The 18,544-nt window shown below is 67.2% G+C and carries 15 protein-coding genes; 10 read left to right on the top strand and 5 right to left on the bottom strand.

The window, feature by feature from the left end; translation table 11 throughout:
• Window positions 1-13 precede the first annotated feature (13 nt).
• From tssE to MHZ91_RS21835, 8 genes are read left to right on the top strand one after another with little or no spacing between them, the layout of a single operon-like run.
• On the top strand, window positions 14-499 hold the full coding sequence (gene tssE / locus MHZ91_RS21870; RefSeq protein ID WP_105237423.1) for a type VI secretion system baseplate subunit TssE: 486 nt from the start codon (window positions 14-16) through the stop codon (window positions 497-499).
• 51 nt (window positions 500-550) lie between these two features.
• Window positions 551-2,389 (top strand): type VI secretion system baseplate subunit TssF, encoded by a 1,839-nt coding sequence (gene tssF / locus MHZ91_RS21865; RefSeq protein WP_239215679.1) that lies wholly within the window; start codon window positions 551-553, stop codon window positions 2,387-2,389.
• Window positions 2,353-3,444 (top strand): type VI secretion system baseplate subunit TssG, encoded by a 1,092-nt coding sequence (gene tssG / locus MHZ91_RS21860; RefSeq protein ID WP_175138886.1) that lies wholly within the window; start codon window positions 2,353-2,355, stop codon window positions 3,442-3,444. The genes tssF and tssG overlap by 37 nt, the downstream gene beginning before the upstream one ends.
• A 22-nt stretch (window positions 3,445-3,466) precedes the next feature.
• Window positions 3,467-6,178 carry a type VI secretion system ATPase TssH gene (gene tssH / locus MHZ91_RS21855; protein WP_239215678.1) on the top strand — a complete coding sequence of 904 codons (2,712 nt, stop codon included), beginning with the start codon at window positions 3,467-3,469 and terminating at the stop codon, window positions 6,176-6,178.
• A gap of 16 nt (window positions 6,179-6,194) precedes the next feature.
• Window positions 6,195-8,909 (top strand): type VI secretion system Vgr family protein, encoded by a 2,715-nt coding sequence (locus MHZ91_RS21850; protein WP_239215677.1) that lies wholly within the window; start codon window positions 6,195-6,197, stop codon window positions 8,907-8,909.
• Window positions 8,906-9,865 carry a DUF4123 domain-containing protein gene (locus MHZ91_RS21845; RefSeq protein WP_239215676.1) on the top strand — a complete coding sequence of 320 codons (960 nt, stop codon included), beginning with the start codon at window positions 8,906-8,908 and terminating at the stop codon, window positions 9,863-9,865. Before MHZ91_RS21850 ends, MHZ91_RS21845 begins: the two co-directional genes overlap by 4 nt.
• Window positions 9,862-13,005, top strand: coding sequence for a T6SS effector BTH_I2691 family protein (locus tag MHZ91_RS21840; protein ID WP_175123326.1), 3,144 nt, complete (start codon window positions 9,862-9,864; stop codon window positions 13,003-13,005). The genes MHZ91_RS21845 and MHZ91_RS21840 overlap by 4 nt, the downstream gene beginning before the upstream one ends.
• A gap of 12 nt (window positions 13,006-13,017) precedes the next feature.
• Window positions 13,018-13,626: a hypothetical protein gene (locus MHZ91_RS21835; protein WP_175123325.1), complete on the top strand. Its 609-nt coding sequence runs from the start codon at window positions 13,018-13,020 to the stop codon at window positions 13,624-13,626.
• 31 nt (window positions 13,627-13,657) lie between these two features.
• Here MHZ91_RS21835 and MHZ91_RS21830 read toward each other — a convergent pair whose 3' ends face one another.
• Window positions 13,658-14,020 (bottom strand): hypothetical protein, encoded by a 363-nt coding sequence (locus MHZ91_RS21830; protein ID WP_239215673.1) that lies wholly within the window; start codon window positions 14,018-14,020, stop codon window positions 13,658-13,660.
• Window positions 14,021-14,153: 133 nt separating this feature from the next.
• On the opposite strand from MHZ91_RS21830, the gene MHZ91_RS21825 reads away from it, so the two are divergent.
• Together MHZ91_RS21825 and MHZ91_RS21820 are read left to right on the top strand one after the other, a co-directional pair.
• Window positions 14,154-14,801, top strand: a complete 648-nt coding sequence (locus MHZ91_RS21825; protein ID WP_175123323.1) for an OmpA family protein — start codon at window positions 14,154-14,156, stop codon at window positions 14,799-14,801.
• A 69-nt stretch (window positions 14,802-14,870) separates the two neighbouring features.
• Window positions 14,871-15,197 carry a 4a-hydroxytetrahydrobiopterin dehydratase gene (locus MHZ91_RS21820; RefSeq protein WP_175123322.1) on the top strand — a complete coding sequence of 109 codons (327 nt, stop codon included), beginning with the start codon at window positions 14,871-14,873 and terminating at the stop codon, window positions 15,195-15,197.
• A gap of 18 nt (window positions 15,198-15,215) precedes the next feature.
• On the opposite strand, the gene MHZ91_RS21815 is transcribed toward MHZ91_RS21820, so the two are convergent.
• The 4 genes from MHZ91_RS21815 to MHZ91_RS21800 form a co-directional block, all read right to left on the bottom strand.
• On the bottom strand, window positions 15,216-15,671 hold the full coding sequence (locus tag MHZ91_RS21815; protein WP_175185947.1) for a MarR family winged helix-turn-helix transcriptional regulator: 456 nt from the start codon (window positions 15,669-15,671) through the stop codon (window positions 15,216-15,218).
• A complete protein-coding gene (locus tag MHZ91_RS21810; RefSeq protein ID WP_175123320.1) occupies window positions 15,668-15,910 on the bottom strand; it encodes a hypothetical protein in 243 nt (80 codons plus the stop codon). Before MHZ91_RS21810 ends, MHZ91_RS21815 begins: the two co-directional genes overlap by 4 nt.
• Complete coding sequence (locus tag MHZ91_RS21805) at window positions 15,907-17,532, bottom strand: FAD-dependent oxidoreductase (protein WP_239215671.1); 1,626 nt, start codon at window positions 17,530-17,532, stop codon at window positions 15,907-15,909. The genes MHZ91_RS21810 and MHZ91_RS21805 overlap by 4 nt, the downstream gene beginning before the upstream one ends.
• Window positions 17,533-17,695: 163 nt before the next feature.
• Window positions 17,696-18,394, bottom strand: coding sequence for a DUF6776 family protein (locus tag MHZ91_RS21800; protein WP_175123318.1), 699 nt, complete (start codon window positions 18,392-18,394; stop codon window positions 17,696-17,698).
• Between the last annotated feature and the right edge of the window lie 150 nt (window positions 18,395-18,544).

Genomic DNA, 18,544 nt, shown 5'->3' with positions numbered 1-18,544 from the left:
TTTTGAGGCCCCGATGAAAGGATTCGAACCGAGTCTCTTCGACAAGCTGTTCGAAGCAGAGGGCCAGTCGCCCTATGCCTTGCGGCGCTTGTCGATCGAGGAGATGAAAGAGACGGTGGCGCGCGACATCGAGGCGCTGCTGAACACCCGCATGGTGTTCACCGAGGAGGACCTGCGGCGCTATCCGAACTGCCGGCGTTCCGTGCTGACGTACGGGCTGTCGGACTTTTCTGGGCTCAGCCTGGCCAGCCACTACGACCGCGAGTTCATCTGCCGTTCGCTCGAACAGGCGATTGCGCGCCACGAGCCCCGGCTGACGCACGTGCGGGTCATGCTGCAGGTCGACAGCCGGGCGACGTCGGTGCTGTATTTCGCGATCACGGCCATGCTGGACGTGGGACCCGCCCACGAGCCCGTGACCTTCGACGCCACGCTGCAGCCCTCGACCTTGCAGTACTCCGTGACCAAGGGTTGGGCCAAAAGCCCGGCCACGGTCTAGCGCATCAACCCGCGGTGCAGGTGCCCTGGCGCGCCGGACAGGAAGACATCAATGGAAGAATTGCTGCCCTATTACGAGCGCGAACTTGGCTTCTTGCGCACCTCGTCGCGCGACTTTGCCGAGCGTTACCCGAAGATCGCCGCGCGGCTGGGGCTGTCGGGCGAGACCTGCGAGGATCCGCACGTCGAACGCATGATCGAGTCGTTCGCATTGCTGAGCGCGCGCATCAACAAGAAGCTGGACGACGATTACCCCGAATTCACCGAAGCGCTGTTCGAGGTGATGTATCCGCATTATCTGCGGCCGTTTCCTTCGTGCAGCGTGGCGCAGTTCGACTTGGGCGGCGCGGGCGCGCAATTGACCGCACCCGTGCGCATCGGGCGAGGCACCGAACTGAAATCCCATCCGGTACGCGGGGTGGCGTGCCGCTTCCGCACCGCCTATGACGTCACGCTGGCCCCCATCGAGGTCCGGCGCGCGGCGTTCGAGTCCAGCGCCAATGCGCCGGCCACGGCCAAGCTGCCGGCCGGCGTCACGGGCCGCTTCTCCATTACGCTGGGCTGCCTGGGCGAGAACCAGCACTTCGGCATGCCGGGCGTCGACCGGCTGCGTGTCTATCTGCACGGCGAACCGTCGTTCGTGGCGGCGCTGCGCGACGCCCTGTTCCTGCGCGCGGCTGCTGCCTATGTCGAGCAGCAGCCGGGACGGTGGGACCGCCTGGCCACGATTCCGCTGGCGCAGGTCGGGCTGGCCGAGGAAGATGCGCTGATCGACTTTCCCGCCAGCTCGCACCCGGCGTACCGCCTGCTGGCCGAATACTTCGTGTTCGCCGAAAAATTCAATTTCGTCGATATCGACCTGAGCGCGCTGCGTCCCCATCTGGGCGCCGTGCGGCAATTTACGCTGCATGTGCCGGTCAGCGGGGTGCGCGCCGATTCCAACACGGCGCGTCTGCTCGAATCGACATCGGCGGACAACCTGCGGCTGGGCTGCACGCCGGTGGTGAACCTGTTTGCGCAGCGCGCCGATCCGATCCGCGTGACGCACGCCGCGGCGTCGTATCCGGTGGTGGCCGATGCGCGTCGCGCGTACGGATACGAGGTCTATTCCATCGATCGCGTGCGTCAGGTGCGGCAGAACGCCCAGAACGATACGGTGGTGGACTTCCGGCCGTTCTACTCGCTGCATCACGGCGAATCGCCGGAGTCTGCCGGCCACTACTGGACCATGCGGCGCGATGCGTCGATGGCGCAACGCAGCCCGGGGTACGAGACCGAGATTTCCATCGTCGACATCGATTTCGATCCCTCGGTGCCGCAGACCGAAACCCTGAGCCTGGACCTGACGTGCACCAATCGCGACCTGCCGGCGAGCATCGCGGTGGGCCAGTCGGGCGGCGACCTGTTCCTGGAAGGCGGCACGGTGGCGCGCAGCATCCGGATGCTGCGCCGGCCGACGCATTCGCACCGTTTCCAGCAGGGGCGCGCCGCCCACTGGCGGTTGATTTCGCATCTGGCGCTGAACCATCTGTCCCTCGTGCAGAGCGGCCTGCCCGCCTTGAAGGAAACGCTGCGCCTTTACGACCTGTCCGGGTCGGCGGTCGCCGCGCGTCAGATCGAAGGACTGATCGGCCTGGACTACAAACCGGCCACGCACTGGATGCCGGGCGAGCCTTTCGCCACATTCGTGCGCGGGATCGAGATCCGCCTGACCGTCAATGAAGATCACTTCGTGGGCACGAGCCTGCATACCTTCGTTGCCGTCATCAACCGCTTCTTTGGCCTGTACGTGCACGCCAACAGCTTTGTGCAATTGGTCGTGTTGTCGCGCCGCGGCGCAGAGGAATTACTACGATGCCCCCCATGCAACGGCGACGCCATCCTAGCGTGATGGACGCGCTGCTGGCAGAGCCGCAGCGCTTCAAGTTTTTCCAGGCCGTACGTCTGCTCGAGCAGTGCTTCGCGCGGCAGGAACGCGGCGCGACGCGCCATACGGTTCCCGTGCACCTGCGCTTTCCCAATGCCCCCGGGCTGGCGTTCCCGCCCAGCGAAGTCGTCGATGCGGTGGCGTATGACAAGGATGGCGAGGCATTGGCCGACGAGGCGGCGCGCCAGGCTGCCATTGCCGAGGGACGGTTGGGCCGTGTGGAAGTGACACCGGCATTCTTTGGTCTGCTTGGCGGGCAGGGGGCGCTGCCGCTGCATTATTCCGAGATGCTGGCAAACCGGGAGAGCCTGCGGCGCGACCGCGGCGCGCGCGCCTTTTTCGATATTTTCTCGAACCGGGCGGCGGCGCTGTTCTACGCCGCGTGGAAGAAGTACCGCATGCCGCTGCGGCACGAAACCGAACAGGACCATCACTTTCTGCCGCTGTTGCTGGCGCTGGGTGGGATCGGTCACCCGGCGCTACGCGACCGGTTGCACAGCGGCGCGGGCAAAGTGTTCGACGAGTCCGTGGCGCATTACGCGGCGGCCGCGCGCCAGCGGCCTGTTTCGGCGCCGATGCTGCAGCGCGTGTTGCAGGACTACTTCGGCGTGCCTCTGCGCGTGGAGCAGTTCGTGGGGCGCTGGTATGACGTGCCGCCGCAGAACCGTACCCGATTGGGACAGCCGGGCGCGGTACTCGGCGTGTCCGCCCTGGCGGGCGATCGCATCTGGCAGCGCGACCTGCGCATCCGGTTGTGGATCGGCCCGCTGCCGCGCCAGGCCTTCGCCGATTTCCTGCCGGGTGGCGAGCGCGCGCAGGCGCTGGAAAAGCTGTTGACGATGTTCGGCGGCATGACTTTCGAATACGAAGTGAGGCTGGTGCTGGCGCGCGAGAGCGTCATGCCTTGCCAGCTCGGCGAGGGCGGCGACGTGCGCCTGGGCTGGAATTCGTTCCTGTGCACCGGCCCGGCCACTGAGGACCGCGACGACGCCAGTTATGAACTGCACACCATCCATTGAACCGAAGACAAGCTAAAGACTCATGGCCACTCCGCTGAAGACGTTGATCGGGAAGTTGAATCAGACCTGCCGCCAGGCCGCCGAGCGCGCGGCCAGCCTGTGCATGGCACAGGGCCACTATGAGGTGGATCTCGAGCATCTGTTCCTGGCGCTGCTGGAAAAGCCGGCCAGCGACGTGAGCATCATTGCTCGGCGTTGCCACATCCAGGCTGATGCGCTGGAAGCCGATCTGAAGGCGGAGATCGACCGGTTCAAGAATGGGAATACGCGTACGCCCGTGTTTTCGGCGCATCTGCCCAAGCTGTTCGAACACGCGTGGCTGATCGCGTCGCTGGATACGCAGACCACGCGGATCCGTTCCGGGCATCTGCTGCTGGCGTTGCTGACGGAGCCGGACCTGGCGCAACTGGCGCGCCGGGGCTCGCCGCTGTTCGAATCGTTCCGGCTGGACGAACTGAAACACGATTTCGCCGCCCTGACGCAAGGGTCGGAGGAGACGGGGCAGGCGGTGGGCTTGGCCGATGACGCGGGTGGGCAAGAAGCGCCCGGGCAGCCCGCGCCGGGCTTGTCGCAGACGCCCGCGCTGGACCAGTACACGACCAATCTCACCGAGCGTGCGCGGGAAGGCAAGATCGATCCGGTCATCGGGCGGGATGCCGAGATCCGCCAGATGATCGACATCCTGACGCGCCGGCGGCAGAACAATCCCATCCTGACCGGCGAGGCGGGCGTGGGCAAGACTGCAGTGGTCGAGGGGCTGGCGCTGCGCATTGTCGCGGACGACGTGCCGCCCGCCTTGGCCGGCGTCACGTTGCGCGTGCTGGACATGGGCCTGCTGCAAGCCGGGGCCAGCGTGAAAGGCGAATTTGAGAACCGCCTGAAGAACGTGATCGACGAGGTCAAGAAGAGCCCGTCGCCCATCATTCTTTTCATCGACGAGGCGCACACGATGATCGGCGCGGGCGGGCAGGCGGGGCAGAACGATGCCGCCAATCTGCTCAAGCCCGCCCTGGCGCGGGGCGAGCTGCGCACCATCGCCGCCACGACCTGGAGCGAATACAAGAAGTACTTCGAGAAGGACGCTGCGCTGGCGCGGCGCTTCCAGGTCGTCAAGGTCGAGGAGCCGGACGAGGCGCTGGCGGCGTCAATGCTGCGTGGCATGGCGCCGCTGATGGAACGCCACTTCGGTGTGCGCGTCCTGGACGAGGCCATTGTTGCGGCCGCGCGGCTGTCGCATCGCTACATCACGGGCCGCCAGTTGCCGGACAAGGCCGTCAGCGTGCTCGACACCGCCTGCGCGCGCGTGGCGCTGGGCCGCAGCGCCACGCCGGCGCTGATCGACGATGCGCGCCATCGCCTGACGCGGCTGCGCACCGAACGGGAGGCCCTGCGCCGCGAGGCCGCCACGGGGGCGCCGCAGGCGCGGCTGGCGGAACTGGACGCGGAGATCGCCAGCGTGGAAGCGGCGCTAGCCGAGGCGGAAGGGCGTCACGCGGCCGAGATGGCGCTCGTCGACAGGATCCAGGCCTTGCGCGCCGAACTCGAAGCCCAGGGGCAGGAAGGGCCGAGCGGGGATGCGGCTGCTGCGCCATCCGCCGCGCCGGCCTCCGGACGCCGCAAGCCGGCGCCCGCGCCGCTTACGCCCGAGCAGCAGCGTCTGGCCGGGCTGATGGACGAGCTGCGCGCCTTGCAAGGCGAGCAGCCGCTGGTGCCCGCCTGCGTGGACGCCCAGATCGTGGCCGAGATCATTTCCGCCTGGACCGGCATTCCGCTGGGCCGCATGGTGAACGACGAGATCCGCACCGTGCTGCAATTGCAGCCCATGCTGGCCGAGCGCGTCATCGGCCAGGACCACGCGCTGCATGCCATCGCGCAGCGTGTGCGCACGGCCCGCGCCGGGCTGGAAGATCCGGACAAGCCCAAGGGCGTATTCCTGTTCGTGGGCCCGTCGGGCGTGGGCAAGACCGAGACGGCGCTGGCGCTGGCCGACATTCTTTATGGCGGCGAGCGCAAGCTGGTCACGATCAACATGAGCGAGTACCAGGAGGCCCACAGCATTTCCGGACTGAAGGGCTCGCCGCCCGGATATGTCGGCTACGGCGAGGGCGGCGTGCTGACCGAGGCGGTGCGGCGCCAGCCCTACAGCGTGGTGCTGCTGGACGAGATAGAAAAGGCCCATCCCGATGTGCTGGAACTGTTCTTCCAGGTGTTCGACAAGGGTGTGATGGACGATGCGGAAGGGCGGGAGATCGACTTTCGCAACACGCTCATCATCCTGACGTCCAACGTGGGGTCCAGCACCATCATGCAGGCCTGCCTGAACAAGCCGGCCAGTGAGCGCCCGTCGCCGGAGCAGTTGGCGGAACTGCTGGCGCCGCAGTTGTACAAGGCGTTCAAGCCGGCGTTCCTGGGCCGCATGAAGACGATTCCGTACTACCCGGTGGACGACGACGCGCTGGCGCACATCATTGGCCTGAAGCTCGGCCGCATCGCGCGCCGCGTCCAGGCCACGCACCGCGCGGCGTTCGACTGGGACGACGGATTGGTGGAAGCCGTGCTGGCCCGCTGCACCGAGGTCGACACGGGCGCGCGCAATGTGGACCATATTTTGAACGGCGCGCTGCTGCCGGAGATCGCCGAGCAGGTGCTTGGCCGCATGTCGCAGGGTGAGGCCATCGCCAAGATCCGCGTGACCGCGGGCAAGAACGGCGAGTTCCGGTTCCGGATGAGCTGACGAGGGAGACGCAGACATGGCCCTTGAATCCGCTGCCGCCGGCCCGCTGGGCGCAGGCTTTACGCAGGCCGATCGCCTGTTGGACCTGGCCACGCCGCTGGGTCCGGACACCTTGCTGGCCGAGCGGCTGCAGGGCCGGGAGCAGTTGAGCGGCGGCGGCTTCGTGCTGGACGTGGACGCGCTGTCCGGTGATGCCCACATCCCGCTGAAGTCGCTGATCGGCCAGTCCGCGCAGGTCAAGCTGCAGACCGCCTTGGGCCGGGACGAACACCGCGTGTGGTGCGGCGTGGTGACCGAGGCGCGCTTCGAGGGCGCCAATGGCGGCTTTGCGCGCTACCGCCTGCGCATCGAGCCATGGCTGGCGCTGCTGCGCCAGCGGCGCGACAGTTTTGCGTTTCAGGATCTGTCGGTGATCGACATCGTCGACAGCGTGTTTGGCGACTACAAGGGCCAGGGTGCGCTTGCGCCCCAATGGCGCTGGGAAGTGAAGGATCGCGATGCTTACGCCAAGCGCAGCCTGACGATTCAGTATCGCGAAACCGACTTCGCGTTCGTGGAGCGTCTGCTGGCGGAAGAGGGGCTGTTCTATTGGGTCGAACATGAAGGCGGCGACGGGGAACCCGGTACGCATACGATCGTGATCGCCGATCACAACGGCGCATTCGAGACCGGCCCGCAGGACAGCGTTTCCTTCCAGCGCGCCGATGCGACCGAGGAACAGGACTCCATCCAGGCCTGGCGGCAGCACCGCGCATGGCGCACCAATGCCGTGCGGCTGGCCACCTGGGACTATCGCGCCATGCAGGCGCGCAAGGTCAGCGCCCAGGTCGAAGACAAGTTCGCCAATGCGCTGGAACTGGCCGACTCGGATTACCCCGGGCAGTATCTGTACGAAGACAGCGCGCAGGGCGAGCGGCTGGCGCACAACGCGCTGGCCGCGCAGCGCGTTCGCCAGTCGTTGTTCGAGGGCGAAGGCACCGTGCGCACCCTGGCGCCGGGGCAGCGCTTCACGTTGACCGGCCATTGGGGGCCCTCGCAAGGCGCAGGGGCGGACTTCGTGGTCATCGGCATCCGTCACGAAGCGCGCAACAACTTCGACGAAAGCTTCGGGCAGGCCGTGGCGCAGGCGCTGGGCGCGGCGGGCGGCGGGGCTGTGGAAAAGGCGGAGGGCGAGGCGGCGGACTTCTATCGCAATCGCTTCGAGGCCATTGCCGCCACGCTGGAGTACCGGCCCAGCACACGCGACGGCCACGGCGCGCGTCTGCATCCGCGCCCCACCGTGCACGGCGCGCAGACTGCGCTGGTGGTGGGCGCCGGCGACTCGGTGCACACCGACCGCGATCATCGCATCAAGATCCAGTTCCACTGGCAGCGCGGCAGCGCGTCGAGCAGCCGGCAGGACCATCCGGCCGGCGAGGACAATGCGCCCGCCAGCGAGGCGCTGGGCACCTGGGTGCGTGTGGCCGAGCCCGTCGCCGGATCGGATTGGGGCGGGCATTTCGTTCCCCGGCTGGGACAGGAGGTGCTGGTGCAGTTCCTGCATGGCGATATCGATCGGCCTGTCGTCGTGGGCGCGCTGTACAACGGCGCGGGCACGGAAAACGCCGCGAACAACCAGGTGCAGGGCGGCGCGGCCAAGGCGACCGGGAATGCGCCCGCCTGGTTCGCGGGCAGTGAAGCGGGGCACGCGCACAACGTGGTGATGTCGGGCTTCAAGACCCAGGCGCTGGCGTCCAGCGGACAGGGCATGGGCGGCTACAACCAGCTCGTGCAGGACGACACGCCGGGCCAGTCGCGGTTGACGGCCTCGACCACGCAGGCCGAATCGCGATTGAACCTGGGGCACCTGAAGCAGCAGCGCGACAACGAGCGGCTGTCGGACCTGGGCCATGGCGCCGAGCTGGCGACGGCCGAGGCGCTGGCGCTGCGGGCGGGGGAAGGCCTGCTCATCAGCGCCCACAAGCGCGAGGACGCAACGGGCGGCCTGCTGGACAGCGAAGAGGCCATCCAGCAAATGGAAAAGTCCATCGAGCAGGCCGCCGAGCTGTCCGCAACGGCCGGCCGCCAGGAGGCCCTGTTGCCCGGCGACAACGACAAGCCGCGGGCGCTGAACGAGCTGAATGCAGTGCGCGAGATCATCGAAGGCACCAAGTCCGACGCAGAACACCGCGTGCCGGCCTACACCCAGCCGCACGTCCAGGTCAGCGCGCCCAGCGGAATCGGGCAATACACGCCGCATAACGCGTACACGGTGGCCGGCGCCACGCTGTGCCAGATTGCCCCGGACGTGAACTGGGCGGCGGGCGCGAATCTGGCGATGTGCGTGGCGCAGGGCGTCGCGCTCTTTACCAAGGGACTGGGCGGCAGCGGAAGGGCGGTGCAAGAGCAAGGCATCCGCCTGCACGCCGCCGGTGGAAAGCTGCGGCTCCAGAGTCAGAAGGCGCGCATGCGGCTGGCGGCGGAAAAGGCGGTGACGCTGGCGTCGGCGCAGGGCGCGGTGGACGTCAATGCGTCCAAGAAGGTGCTGGCGACGGCCGCGGGCGCGTACATGCGGATCGAGGGTGGCGGCATCCAGCTGCATGCGCCCGGCAAGGTGGAACTGAAGGCAGGTGTGCACAACTGGGTGGGACCGCAAAGCGGCGCCGGACCCGCGCAGCCGCCGCAGGGCGACATGGAAGGCTGCGCCGCGGCGCTAGAAGACGCGGCCGGCAGCGGCGCGCTGGCGGCATGACGATGGACATGACGTTGGACATGACGACCCGCCAGCCCGAGTATTGGACGCCCGCCGCCGAGGCCCGCGTCGAGCACGCCATTGCGGGCCTGCGCGCGGTGCTGGACGCGCGCGCCGACCGCCGCGTGCTGCTGTTGTGCGATTCGACGCTGGCCGATCCGCTGGGCCAGGACATTGCTTCGGCCGGCCTGCGGCGCTGCGAGGTCGACCTGATTTCACAAGGGGCAAGCGCGCCGCCCTTGTATCTGGCCGAGGTGCCGGATGAAGTGCGGCACGAACGTCTGATCAACCGCAGCCTGCGGCTGGCGGTGGACGAGGCCGTGCGTCCGGCGCCGGCGGCCAAACGGCCGCGCTCGATGTCGGCATGGCTGGCCACCAATCTGCCGCTGGCCGAGGTCGCGCAGCGCCTGGTGCTGCGCGCGCGCCTGCGCGATGCGCAGGGGCGCGTGCGCATCCTGCGGTTCTGGGACCCGCGCACCACGCAGTTCCAGAGCGAGCTGTACGCGGGCACGGCGCCGGCCTCCTGGATCGAGGGCGTCACGTGGATGAGCGTGGACGGGTTCGGCCAGTGGCAGACGCTGCCGGACGCGCGCGGCCCGATGCAGACCGTCACGCCCGATTGGCCGCGTCTGGCGCGGCTGGGCCGCGTCAACGCCGTCCTGCAACGGCTGAACGCGCAAGGGCTGCGTTATGAGACGCCGGCGCTGGAGGCGGTACGGCGCGCGCTGGATGCCGCCGCGGCGTGCGGCATCGCCGATGACGAGGACGCGGCGCTGTTCGCGGCCTGGCGCGTGCGACTGGACGCGCCGCTGGAATGCGCGCCATCGTTCCTGGCGTTGCTGCGCGAAGTGCGCGAGGAAGGCGGCCGCCTGTATCGCGCCGCCGAGGGCATGGACGACGAGGATTGGCAGGCGTTTGCGCACGAGGCGCAGGCGCGGGAGGATCTGCAAGCATGACGACTGACTACGACGCGCTGCCCTGCAAGGGCAAGTTCTGCGGCCGGCCGGGCCTGCCCATCCTGCCCATGCGGATCGCCTATGTGCCGGGCGGCAAGAACGACCTGCCCGACGGCGTGTACATGGATCCGGAGCTGTACTACGAGACCATGCGCCAGGGCGCCTACATGCTGCGCGCCATCACCGCCGGCTACGTCTACATCTGGGATCCGCGCCGCAGCTACGGTTGGCGCGCGTTCGCGGCGACGGCGACGGGCCAGATGAAGGAAGTGCCGGTCGACGACGACAACCGTCCGTCCGAACAGCCCACGTTCACGTGCACGCGCGAGGGTCACGGCCTGGAATCCACGCTGATCAATGTGGAGGCGCCGGCCAACGCGTCGCGCACGGTGTGGGTGGGGTATTCGCGCGTATGGTGGACGCGCGACATCCGCCGCGATCTGACCCGCGACGAACGCTGGCGCAAGAAGATCATGGTGGAGCTGGACGCCAAGGCGGTGTGGGGCGGCGGGTATCCCAAGCCCGAGACCGGCTACCGCGTGGCCGAGGACGGCGCCAATCTGGCCAAGCACTCGATCGAGTTCCGCGACGCGGCCGGCGCCGCCACGCTGTTCAGCAATACGCTGTCCCCGGCCGTCAACGTGTTCGGCGGGCAGGGCGCGGCCGTTGCGGCCAAGATGCGGCAGATGACGCCCAAGGGCGGCATCGTGCTCGCGCTGCGCGACCCCGTCGGCATCCTGGCCGACGTGGCGACGTGGCGCAACAAATGCATGGGCGAGCTGGCCGAACACCATCTGGACCCCACGCGCATGCGCGAGGTGGGCGTCGCGCAGATCATCGACGGCCTGCAGAAGCAGATGGGCAACACGGGCGACGAGATCCGGCGCCTGCGCGAACGTGTCGATACCGGCAAGGTCGCCAAGACGCTCAGCGACAACAAGGTCGCCATCGACCGCATGCGCGAGAAGATCGAAGGGGCGGGCAAGGATTGGGCGTGGTGGTATGGCCGCGAAGCGTTCTGGCTGGCGCTCAAGGCCTATTCGCCCAAGGACGCCGCGGCCGGCGAGCGGCTGGAAGAGGACATGGCGCTGTGCGTGGATGGCGCGGGCGCGATCGAAAGCGAACACAAGGTCATCGACGATTCGCTCAAGGACGAGGACAGCGACAGCACCTATGCGGCGATCTGGCGCGCGCTGGCGGCGAACGACGGCGAGCTGCTGGGTTTCCTGGACCGCGAGGCCAAGGGCAAGGTGATCTCCAAGCAGGTCTCCAATGTCCGCAGGATGATCAAGAGCTACAACGACTGGATCAAGGCGCGGGCGGCCAAAGGCCAGTTGCCGCCGATGCGGGTGGCTGGCGCGGCGATCGGCCGGTTCATGGCGACGCAGCTGCTGCGGCTGACCCTGGCGGGCGACCCCATCGCCGAACGCGTTGCGGCGCGCGTCACGCTGACGATGTCGGCGCGGATGAACGTCGTGATGGCCGTGCGCACGCATACGACCACCTTGCCGCGGATGATCGCGGACATGCACCAGATTGTCTGGGAACCGAACCCGGCGACGGTGACGGTGGGCGCGGGCAGCAGCGAGGGCCTCGGTGCGAGCAAGCAGATGCAGTCCGGCTGGATGGGCACGCAGGCCGAACGCTCCACGCCGGTCACGCTCAACTACATCATTCCCGAGGAAGTGGATGCGCAGTTGAACGCCGCGGCGGCGGCGCCGCCCCGTCCCGGCGGCGGCCCATCGCCGGCGCTTGCGCTACCGGCGCCCGCGCCCGTGCTGGCGCTGCCCGCACCGACCATGTCGCCGCTGGCGGGCCTGGTCAAGTGGGCAAAGTCCAAGGACGGCGCGAATGCGGGGGCGACTGGCGTGCTGACGCTGGTGGCGCTGTATGCGTCGGTCTCGGACTTGCGCAACGCGCAGGTCGTGCAGGACGCCAAGGCCGCGCGCAAGGCATGGTTCGGCATCACGTCGGGGGTGTTGGGCGTGGGCAGCGTCGCGATCGAAGTGACCGCGGGCGCGATCGGTGCACGCGTGGGCGCCAACACCGCCTTCACGATGAACCTGAAATTGAACATGCGCCTGACTGCGGTGCGGACGGCCGGCGCCGTGTTTGCGGCAGCGGCCACGTTCGTCGACGGCGCCAACAACGCGCTGAATGCGATCGACCAGTACGATGTGAAGAACTACGAGGCGGGCAACGCCTATGCCACCTCATCCGTGTTCCTGCTGTTGTCCGGGTTGACCGGCGTGGCCACCGCCCTGGTTTCGTTGGGCGGCGCATTCAGCACGGCCGGGGTGGTGGCGGGCGCGGGGGGCTTTGGCAGCGCGATGGTCGGCCTTACCAGCGGCGGCACGGTGCTGTTGGGCATTCCCGTGTGGGGATGGATTGCGCTGGGCCTGTGCCTTCTGGCTGCCGGGTTGTACTTCAAATTCTGGGGCGACAGCGCCAAGGAAAGCGAACTGGAAGTCTGGTTCACGCGTTGCTGCATGCGCTCCGCGCAGTTCTCGGACGTGAAGGATCGCGAACTCTATTCGACCCGGGAAGAGGAACTTGAGGATTTCAACTGGGCGGTGTTCGGCGTGCGCGTGATGCTGGAGTGGAAGGGCTTTAAGCAGGGGGAAATCTTTGGCCGCGATCGTCTGGTGCTGGACGTGGTGATGCCGGGCTATACCGAACACAGCGATTACGCATACATCCTGAAGCTCGTCGGACCGGGCATCAGCGTCATCGTGGCAAGCAAGGGATCCCCGCGCGCGACGGACCCGGATCTGCTGCCGCGTGGACCATCCGATATGCAATGGGTGCAGGGGCGCCCGCGCGAGGAGACCTGGGCCGACCGTGTGGACAACTACGTCGACAATATGACCTCCCGCCCCGGGTGGGCGGATGCCTGGCGCTGGATACGCAAGGATCGCAGCCAATCCATCGAGTTCACCGCCAAGCCTTGGGACGAGTCGGTTCAGTTCAATGTGAGCAGCGGCCGCGGGGTGCTGCGCACGGAGGTGCTGGTCGATGACGATATTTTCAATGAAGCGATCCTGAAGGTCGAATACTGGCCCGACCCGGATCGCATGCCCGACATCCGCTCGGTGCCCATGGGCCCCGGCGGTTCAAATCTTGTAAGAGCGACTAACTGACAAGGCGCACGCATGAACAGCAACGAACGGATCCCGGTGTCGGTCTATACGCGATGGCACCAGTTGTCGGTGCCCCTGGCGTTCGCGCTGGCGGCAGGCAACTTTATGCTCGTGGTCTTCAACCGCGGGCCGATCGGGCTGGCTGCCGTGCTTGCCGTGTTGGGCCTGTTCGTGCCGCCGCTGGTGGCGTTCAGGGGATTTCCCACGCGCAATGACGTGAAGGTGACCGCCGAAGGGCTGGAGTTTTCACGCCGCAAACCCGTTGCCTTCAAAGATCTGGTTAGTTGGGGCACGGACGATTATCTGAAACTGGTCCGCCCCGGTCTGCCGACCCTGCTGGTCAGCGCGGCGGACTTGCCCAGGCGCGAGCGCCTGCTGCGCGAATTCGAACAGGCATTGACGGCGTGGCAGAAGCGCCAGCCTGCAGGCACGCAGGCGGCGCGCCGCACGCATTTCTATGGGTCCACGGCGGGGCGTCTGGTCGGCTTGGCAATCACCGCCCTGGGCGCGGGATCGGCCATCATGGCGCTGAACTTGCGCGAGCCATCGGTGTCGCTGGCCATCGTGGGCGGGCTGGGGGCGTTGTTCGGGCTGGCGATGGTGTTTGGCCGGCGCGGGTGATCGCACCGCTGATGGCCCGCGACGGCGTGGCCTACCGGAGCGTCGGCACACGGGCCGAATCCGAGAACACGACGCTGATCGACGTGTTCGACGTCAGGCGCAAGCTCACGTCGGCTTGAGGATGAACCGCGGAGCCCACCGTCTTGGCGGTCCAGATCAGCCCAAGCAATGGCACGGCTGCCGATACCAGATCGCCGATTCCGGGCGCGGGATTGAGCGGGGCACGCACCACCGCGCTGCTCATGCCTGCGTCGCGGCACAAGGCATGGAGACGGGTGACGGCGAGTTCCAGGTCGTCGACGTTTTCAAGGAAGAAATCCGCTTTTGCGTCGCACAAGCGGGCGAGTTCGTCGCCGGCCATCCTGTTGAAAAAGTAGGTGCGCGCCACGGACATGGGTTTCTCCATCGGAAGCGCCATCTTAGCGTTGGCCGCGTACAAAATGTTGCCCGGCGCCCCATTTCCCCTTGCTAGCATGATCCACGCCGGAATGATCCGGCATCTGGATGGATGGACAGTGGAGGTTGCCATGAATTCAAGAAGAACACTCAACCGTATCGCCGTGATTGTGGCGGCGGGTGCCTTGATGGCCGGTTGCGCGACGCAACAGCAAACGAATACCGCTGTCGGTACGGGCGCGGGCGCGGCGTTGGGCGCGGGCATCGGCGCGCTGATCGGGCACGGCAAGGGCGCTGCGATCGGGGCCGGCATCGGCGCGGTGGCGGGCGGCCTGGTGGGCTACAACTGGAAGGTCGTGAAGGATGACGTGCAGAAGTCCGGCGCGTCATCGCTCGGCATCGACGTCGTCGAAATGCCCGACGGCAGCCTGAAGGTCAACATCCCGAGCGGCGTGTCGTTCGATACGGACAAGACGCAGCTCAAGCCGGCGTTGCTGCCGGTGCTGGACAGCGTGGCGCGTTCGCTGAATCAGCATCCTGAACTGCGGGCCAAGGTGGTCGGCCATACCGACAGCACCGGTGCGCTGGCGCATAACCAGACGCTGTCGGTGAACCGCGCCAAGAGCGTGACGGATTATCTGGCCAAACAGGGCGTGGCCGGCACGCGTCTGACGGTGGAAGGCCGCGGTCCGAACGACCCGATCGGCGACAATGCGACCGCCGAAGGGCGCGCGCTGAACCGGCGCGTAGAGATCTACCTGTACGCGGTCCAGCAATAAACGCGGGCGCGTCATTTGCTGACAGGCGGCTGGCGCGATGCGCCGCCGCCTTTCTTTACGGAGTCTGTCATGAGCGATTTCCCCCCCGCCCGCATCGGCACCGATATCGCGATCGCCGCGCTCACCGGCTGGCAGGCCGTGGCCGGGCGCGATGCCATCGAAAAGCGCTACCGCTTTCCCAATTTCAATGCCGCGTTCGGTTTCATGGCGCGGGTGGCGATGTTCGCGGAAAAGCTGAACCATCACCCCGAATGGACCAATGTCTACAACCGCGTGGACGTCACGCTGACCACGCATGACGCCGGCGGCGTGACCGAGCTGGACGTGCGGATGGCGCAGTTCATGGACGAAGCCGCCGAGCACGCGGGCGCGACGGCGCCGAAAGCACAGCCCTGAAGGACGCTGCCGCCGCTCTCAGTCCGCGGCGTCGCCGGCCTCGGCTTGCAGATGGCCGATCAGGCGGTCCAGCATATCGCCGAACTGCCGCTGTTCTTCGGCGGTCAGGCAGCCGAAGATCTCTTTGTTGCGGTGCGCGATGAGGTCGATGATGCGCCGGTAGTGCGTCAGGCCCTCGGCGGTTGGCGCCAGCACGACGCCGCGTCCGTCTGACGCCGACACCGTTTTTTCCACCAGCCCGCGATCCACCAGTGCCTGCGCGGATCGGCTGGCCTGGCCCTTGTTCAGGTTGGCAGCGCGCGCCAGGTCATTGACCGAGAGCGGCGCAAACCGGCCGATGGCGGCCAGGCACCGCGCCTCGCCCAGAGGAATGTCGCAATCCTTCAAGTAAGCCCGATTCGTGTCCCGGTCCGTGATCTTGTTGAGCACGTGCAGGCGGTAAGTCAGGAATCGTTCCAGAGGGGGCGTTTTCACGTCGGGCGGGCGGGATCTGCGCCCGCGGAAGATGAGGCCGGATAGTTTGCCATAGCGCCGTCCTCGAGGCTGGCGGCTTCGGCCTGCGCCAGCAGGGCCAGCGCGTCTTGCGTGGAAGGCAGGCGGCTCAGCAGCGACAAGCCAAGTATCGACAGAAAGAGCGGCGCGCGTGATTCGCCGACGCGCGTCAGCGCCTGCGCCATGCTGGTGTAGACCTGATCCAGAGATTCGTTGTTCATGCTTGGCCTTTCGGGGTGGCGTTCACGTGCAGCGAGGGGTAGTAGGGCGCCAGCGCGGCGCGCAGTTCAGCGGCGGCGGGCGCGATCCAGCGGCCCAGCACGTAACCGTCCGGACGGAGCAGGTAGACCGCGCCTGCCTGATTGCCGTAACGCGCGGCAAGCTGGCCGTGCGGGTCGCCCAGTCCGCCTTCGCCTGCCCGCAGCACCCGCAGTGGCTGGGGCGCGTCTTGCGTGTCGGCGGCCAGTGTGTCCAACGCCGCCGACAGCGCCGCATCGGGCGCAATGGCCAGCGCGACGAAGCCCGCGCCAAAGCTGGCGGTCAGGTACTGCGGGGATTCGCCGTCTTGCAGCAGCACGTCGGGCGCGGGCTGTCCGGGCGCGGCGGCGGGGCCGGCTTCGGGCGCACGGTCCTCGCGGTTCAGCGGCGAGGTGTCATAGGAGATAGGTGCGGACTGGCGCGGATTGATGAGCGACCGCACGCCGTCGTCCACCAGGGCCAGGCGCAGCGCGGCGTCGCGCATGAGCCGGAAGCCGAAATCCGGCGGCGCCATGAATTCCGTGCTTTTGGCGCCATAGGCCAGGTTCTGCCGCGTGGCATGGACGCGCTCGATGCTGTAGCTGTCCAGCAGGGTGTCGGGCGACTGGCCCTTCAGCACCCACGCCAGCTTCCAGGCCAGGTTGCCGGCGTCGTCCAGCCCGGAATTCAGGCCGCGCACGCCGAAGATCGGCACGAGGTGGCCTGCGTCGCCCGCGAACAGCACGCGGCCGTGGCGGTAGCGGTCCAGCGTCAGGCACTTGGCGTTGTAGATGGAGATCCAGAGCGGCTTCCAGGGCGCGGTCTCGCCAATCATGTCCAGATGGCTTTGCACGCGCGGCAGCACGTTTTCCGGCTTGACGGCCTCGTCGGGGTCTTCGTCGTCGCGGATCTGGTAATCGACGCGCCAGATGTTGCCGGGCTGGCGGTGCATCAGCAGCGTGGAGCCGGGATTGGATGGGGGATCGAACCAGGCTAGGCGCTCGACGGGCCGTTGCGATTCCTGTTCGATATCGACGATGACGTAGCGGCCTTCGTACTGCATGCCTTCGAGCTTCAGGCCCATGGATTCGCGGACGGTGCTGCGGCCGCCGTCGCAGGCGACGAGCCAGTCGGCGCGTACCGTGTAACGGGCGCCGCCCGCCTCCACCTCGACCGATACGCCGTCGGGACCGGGCTGCACGGCAGTGACGCGTGCTGACCAGGCGAGGGTGGCGAGGCCGGGATGGCGCTGCATGGCCTGGTGCGCGAATTCCTCCACGTAGTACTGCTGGATGTTCACCATCGGGGCATACCGCTGCAGGGGATCGTGCGGCATCTGGAAGTGCAGGACTTCGCGGTCGCGGTAATAGCTGCGCCCGCCTGTCCAGGCCAGACCGGTGTCGATCAGCGGCCGGTCGGCGCCGATCCAGCCCAGGATTTCCTGCGACCGGCGCGACATGCAGATGGCGCGGCTGCCGCTGCAGTAGCCTTCATCGGCCTCGATGGTGAGCGAGGCAATGCCGTACTCGGCGAGCAGGGCGGCCAGGGTCAGACCGACCGGACCGCCGCCGGCGATCAGCACGGGAACATGCGAAGGGAGCGTCATGCCGTCTCCAGAATTTGGTTGTTTGCGCAACTATATTCCTGGTATGTTGCGCACGCAACCAAATTTTGAAGACGATAAAAAACCCGCCGAGGGGCGGGTTTTGGGGGCCAGGTCAGGCCGGGAAAGGGGCCTTCAGTGGCACATGCTTTTAGTTGCGCACGCTTCAGTTGCGTACGTTGTAGATGCGCATCGCCTGCTGTTTCTGGTTGGGGTCCAGCACACGCAGCACCACGACCCGTGCGGTGAACCCGTCGGGCAGCTTGAGCTGGCCCAGCGCGTAGTCGTAGCGGTCGACCGTAAGCGCGGGGCCTTCCGGCGTCACGGTGGCGGCGCGGCCGTTGGGGTAGGAGCCTTCGATGGCGAAGGTCAGCGTGCCCTTGAAGGGCGCGCCCGTGCGGTCTTCGCGCATCACCAGCACCTGATAGTCCAGCAGGCCGGGGGCGCGCTTGAAGCTGGCCGATCGGATGCCGATGTTGCCGCCGCGAGGATCGGGCGGCATGGCGTCCTGGAACAGCACCAGTTCCTTGTTCAGCGTTTCGATCTTGGCGCGGGATTCCGCCAGGTCGGTGGTCAGCTTTTCGTGGCCGGCCTTGTTGGCGTCGCGCTGCTGGGTGGCTTCTTCAAGCTGGGTCTGCAGGCGCTGGCGCTCCATGTTGGAGGCGCTGAGCTCGCTGTGCAGCTGTTCGGATTGTTCGACGGTCAGGCGTTGCGGGCCGTAATTGGTTTGCAGGAAGAGCACACCGCCCGCGCCAAGCGCAATGCCAACCATCAGCAGGACGAGCCAGCGCGGCATGCGGCGCGTGCGTTGCCCCGGCTGGTATACGGAGGGCTTGAACGTGGCCCGTTGCGATCTTCCAAACATCCCCATTCCTAGAAAACTTCCTGTGTTTATGCCTGTGGGCAAGCGGCGCGCGCATGCCAAAGCGTCAGAGAATACCCCGTTAGCCGGGGGCGATGGTGCGCAGACAAGCCTCGTTGCGCACCTTGATATTGTGAAATATGTGGGTGTCAG

This window comes from Achromobacter sp. ACRQX (genome assembly GCF_022346505.1).
GTDB classification, from domain to species: Bacteria; Pseudomonadota; Gammaproteobacteria; order Burkholderiales; family Burkholderiaceae_B; genus Achromobacter; species Achromobacter animicus.
The sequence above is the reverse complement of the archived record's forward strand: the minus strand, read 5'-3'. Positions and strand labels throughout refer to the sequence as shown.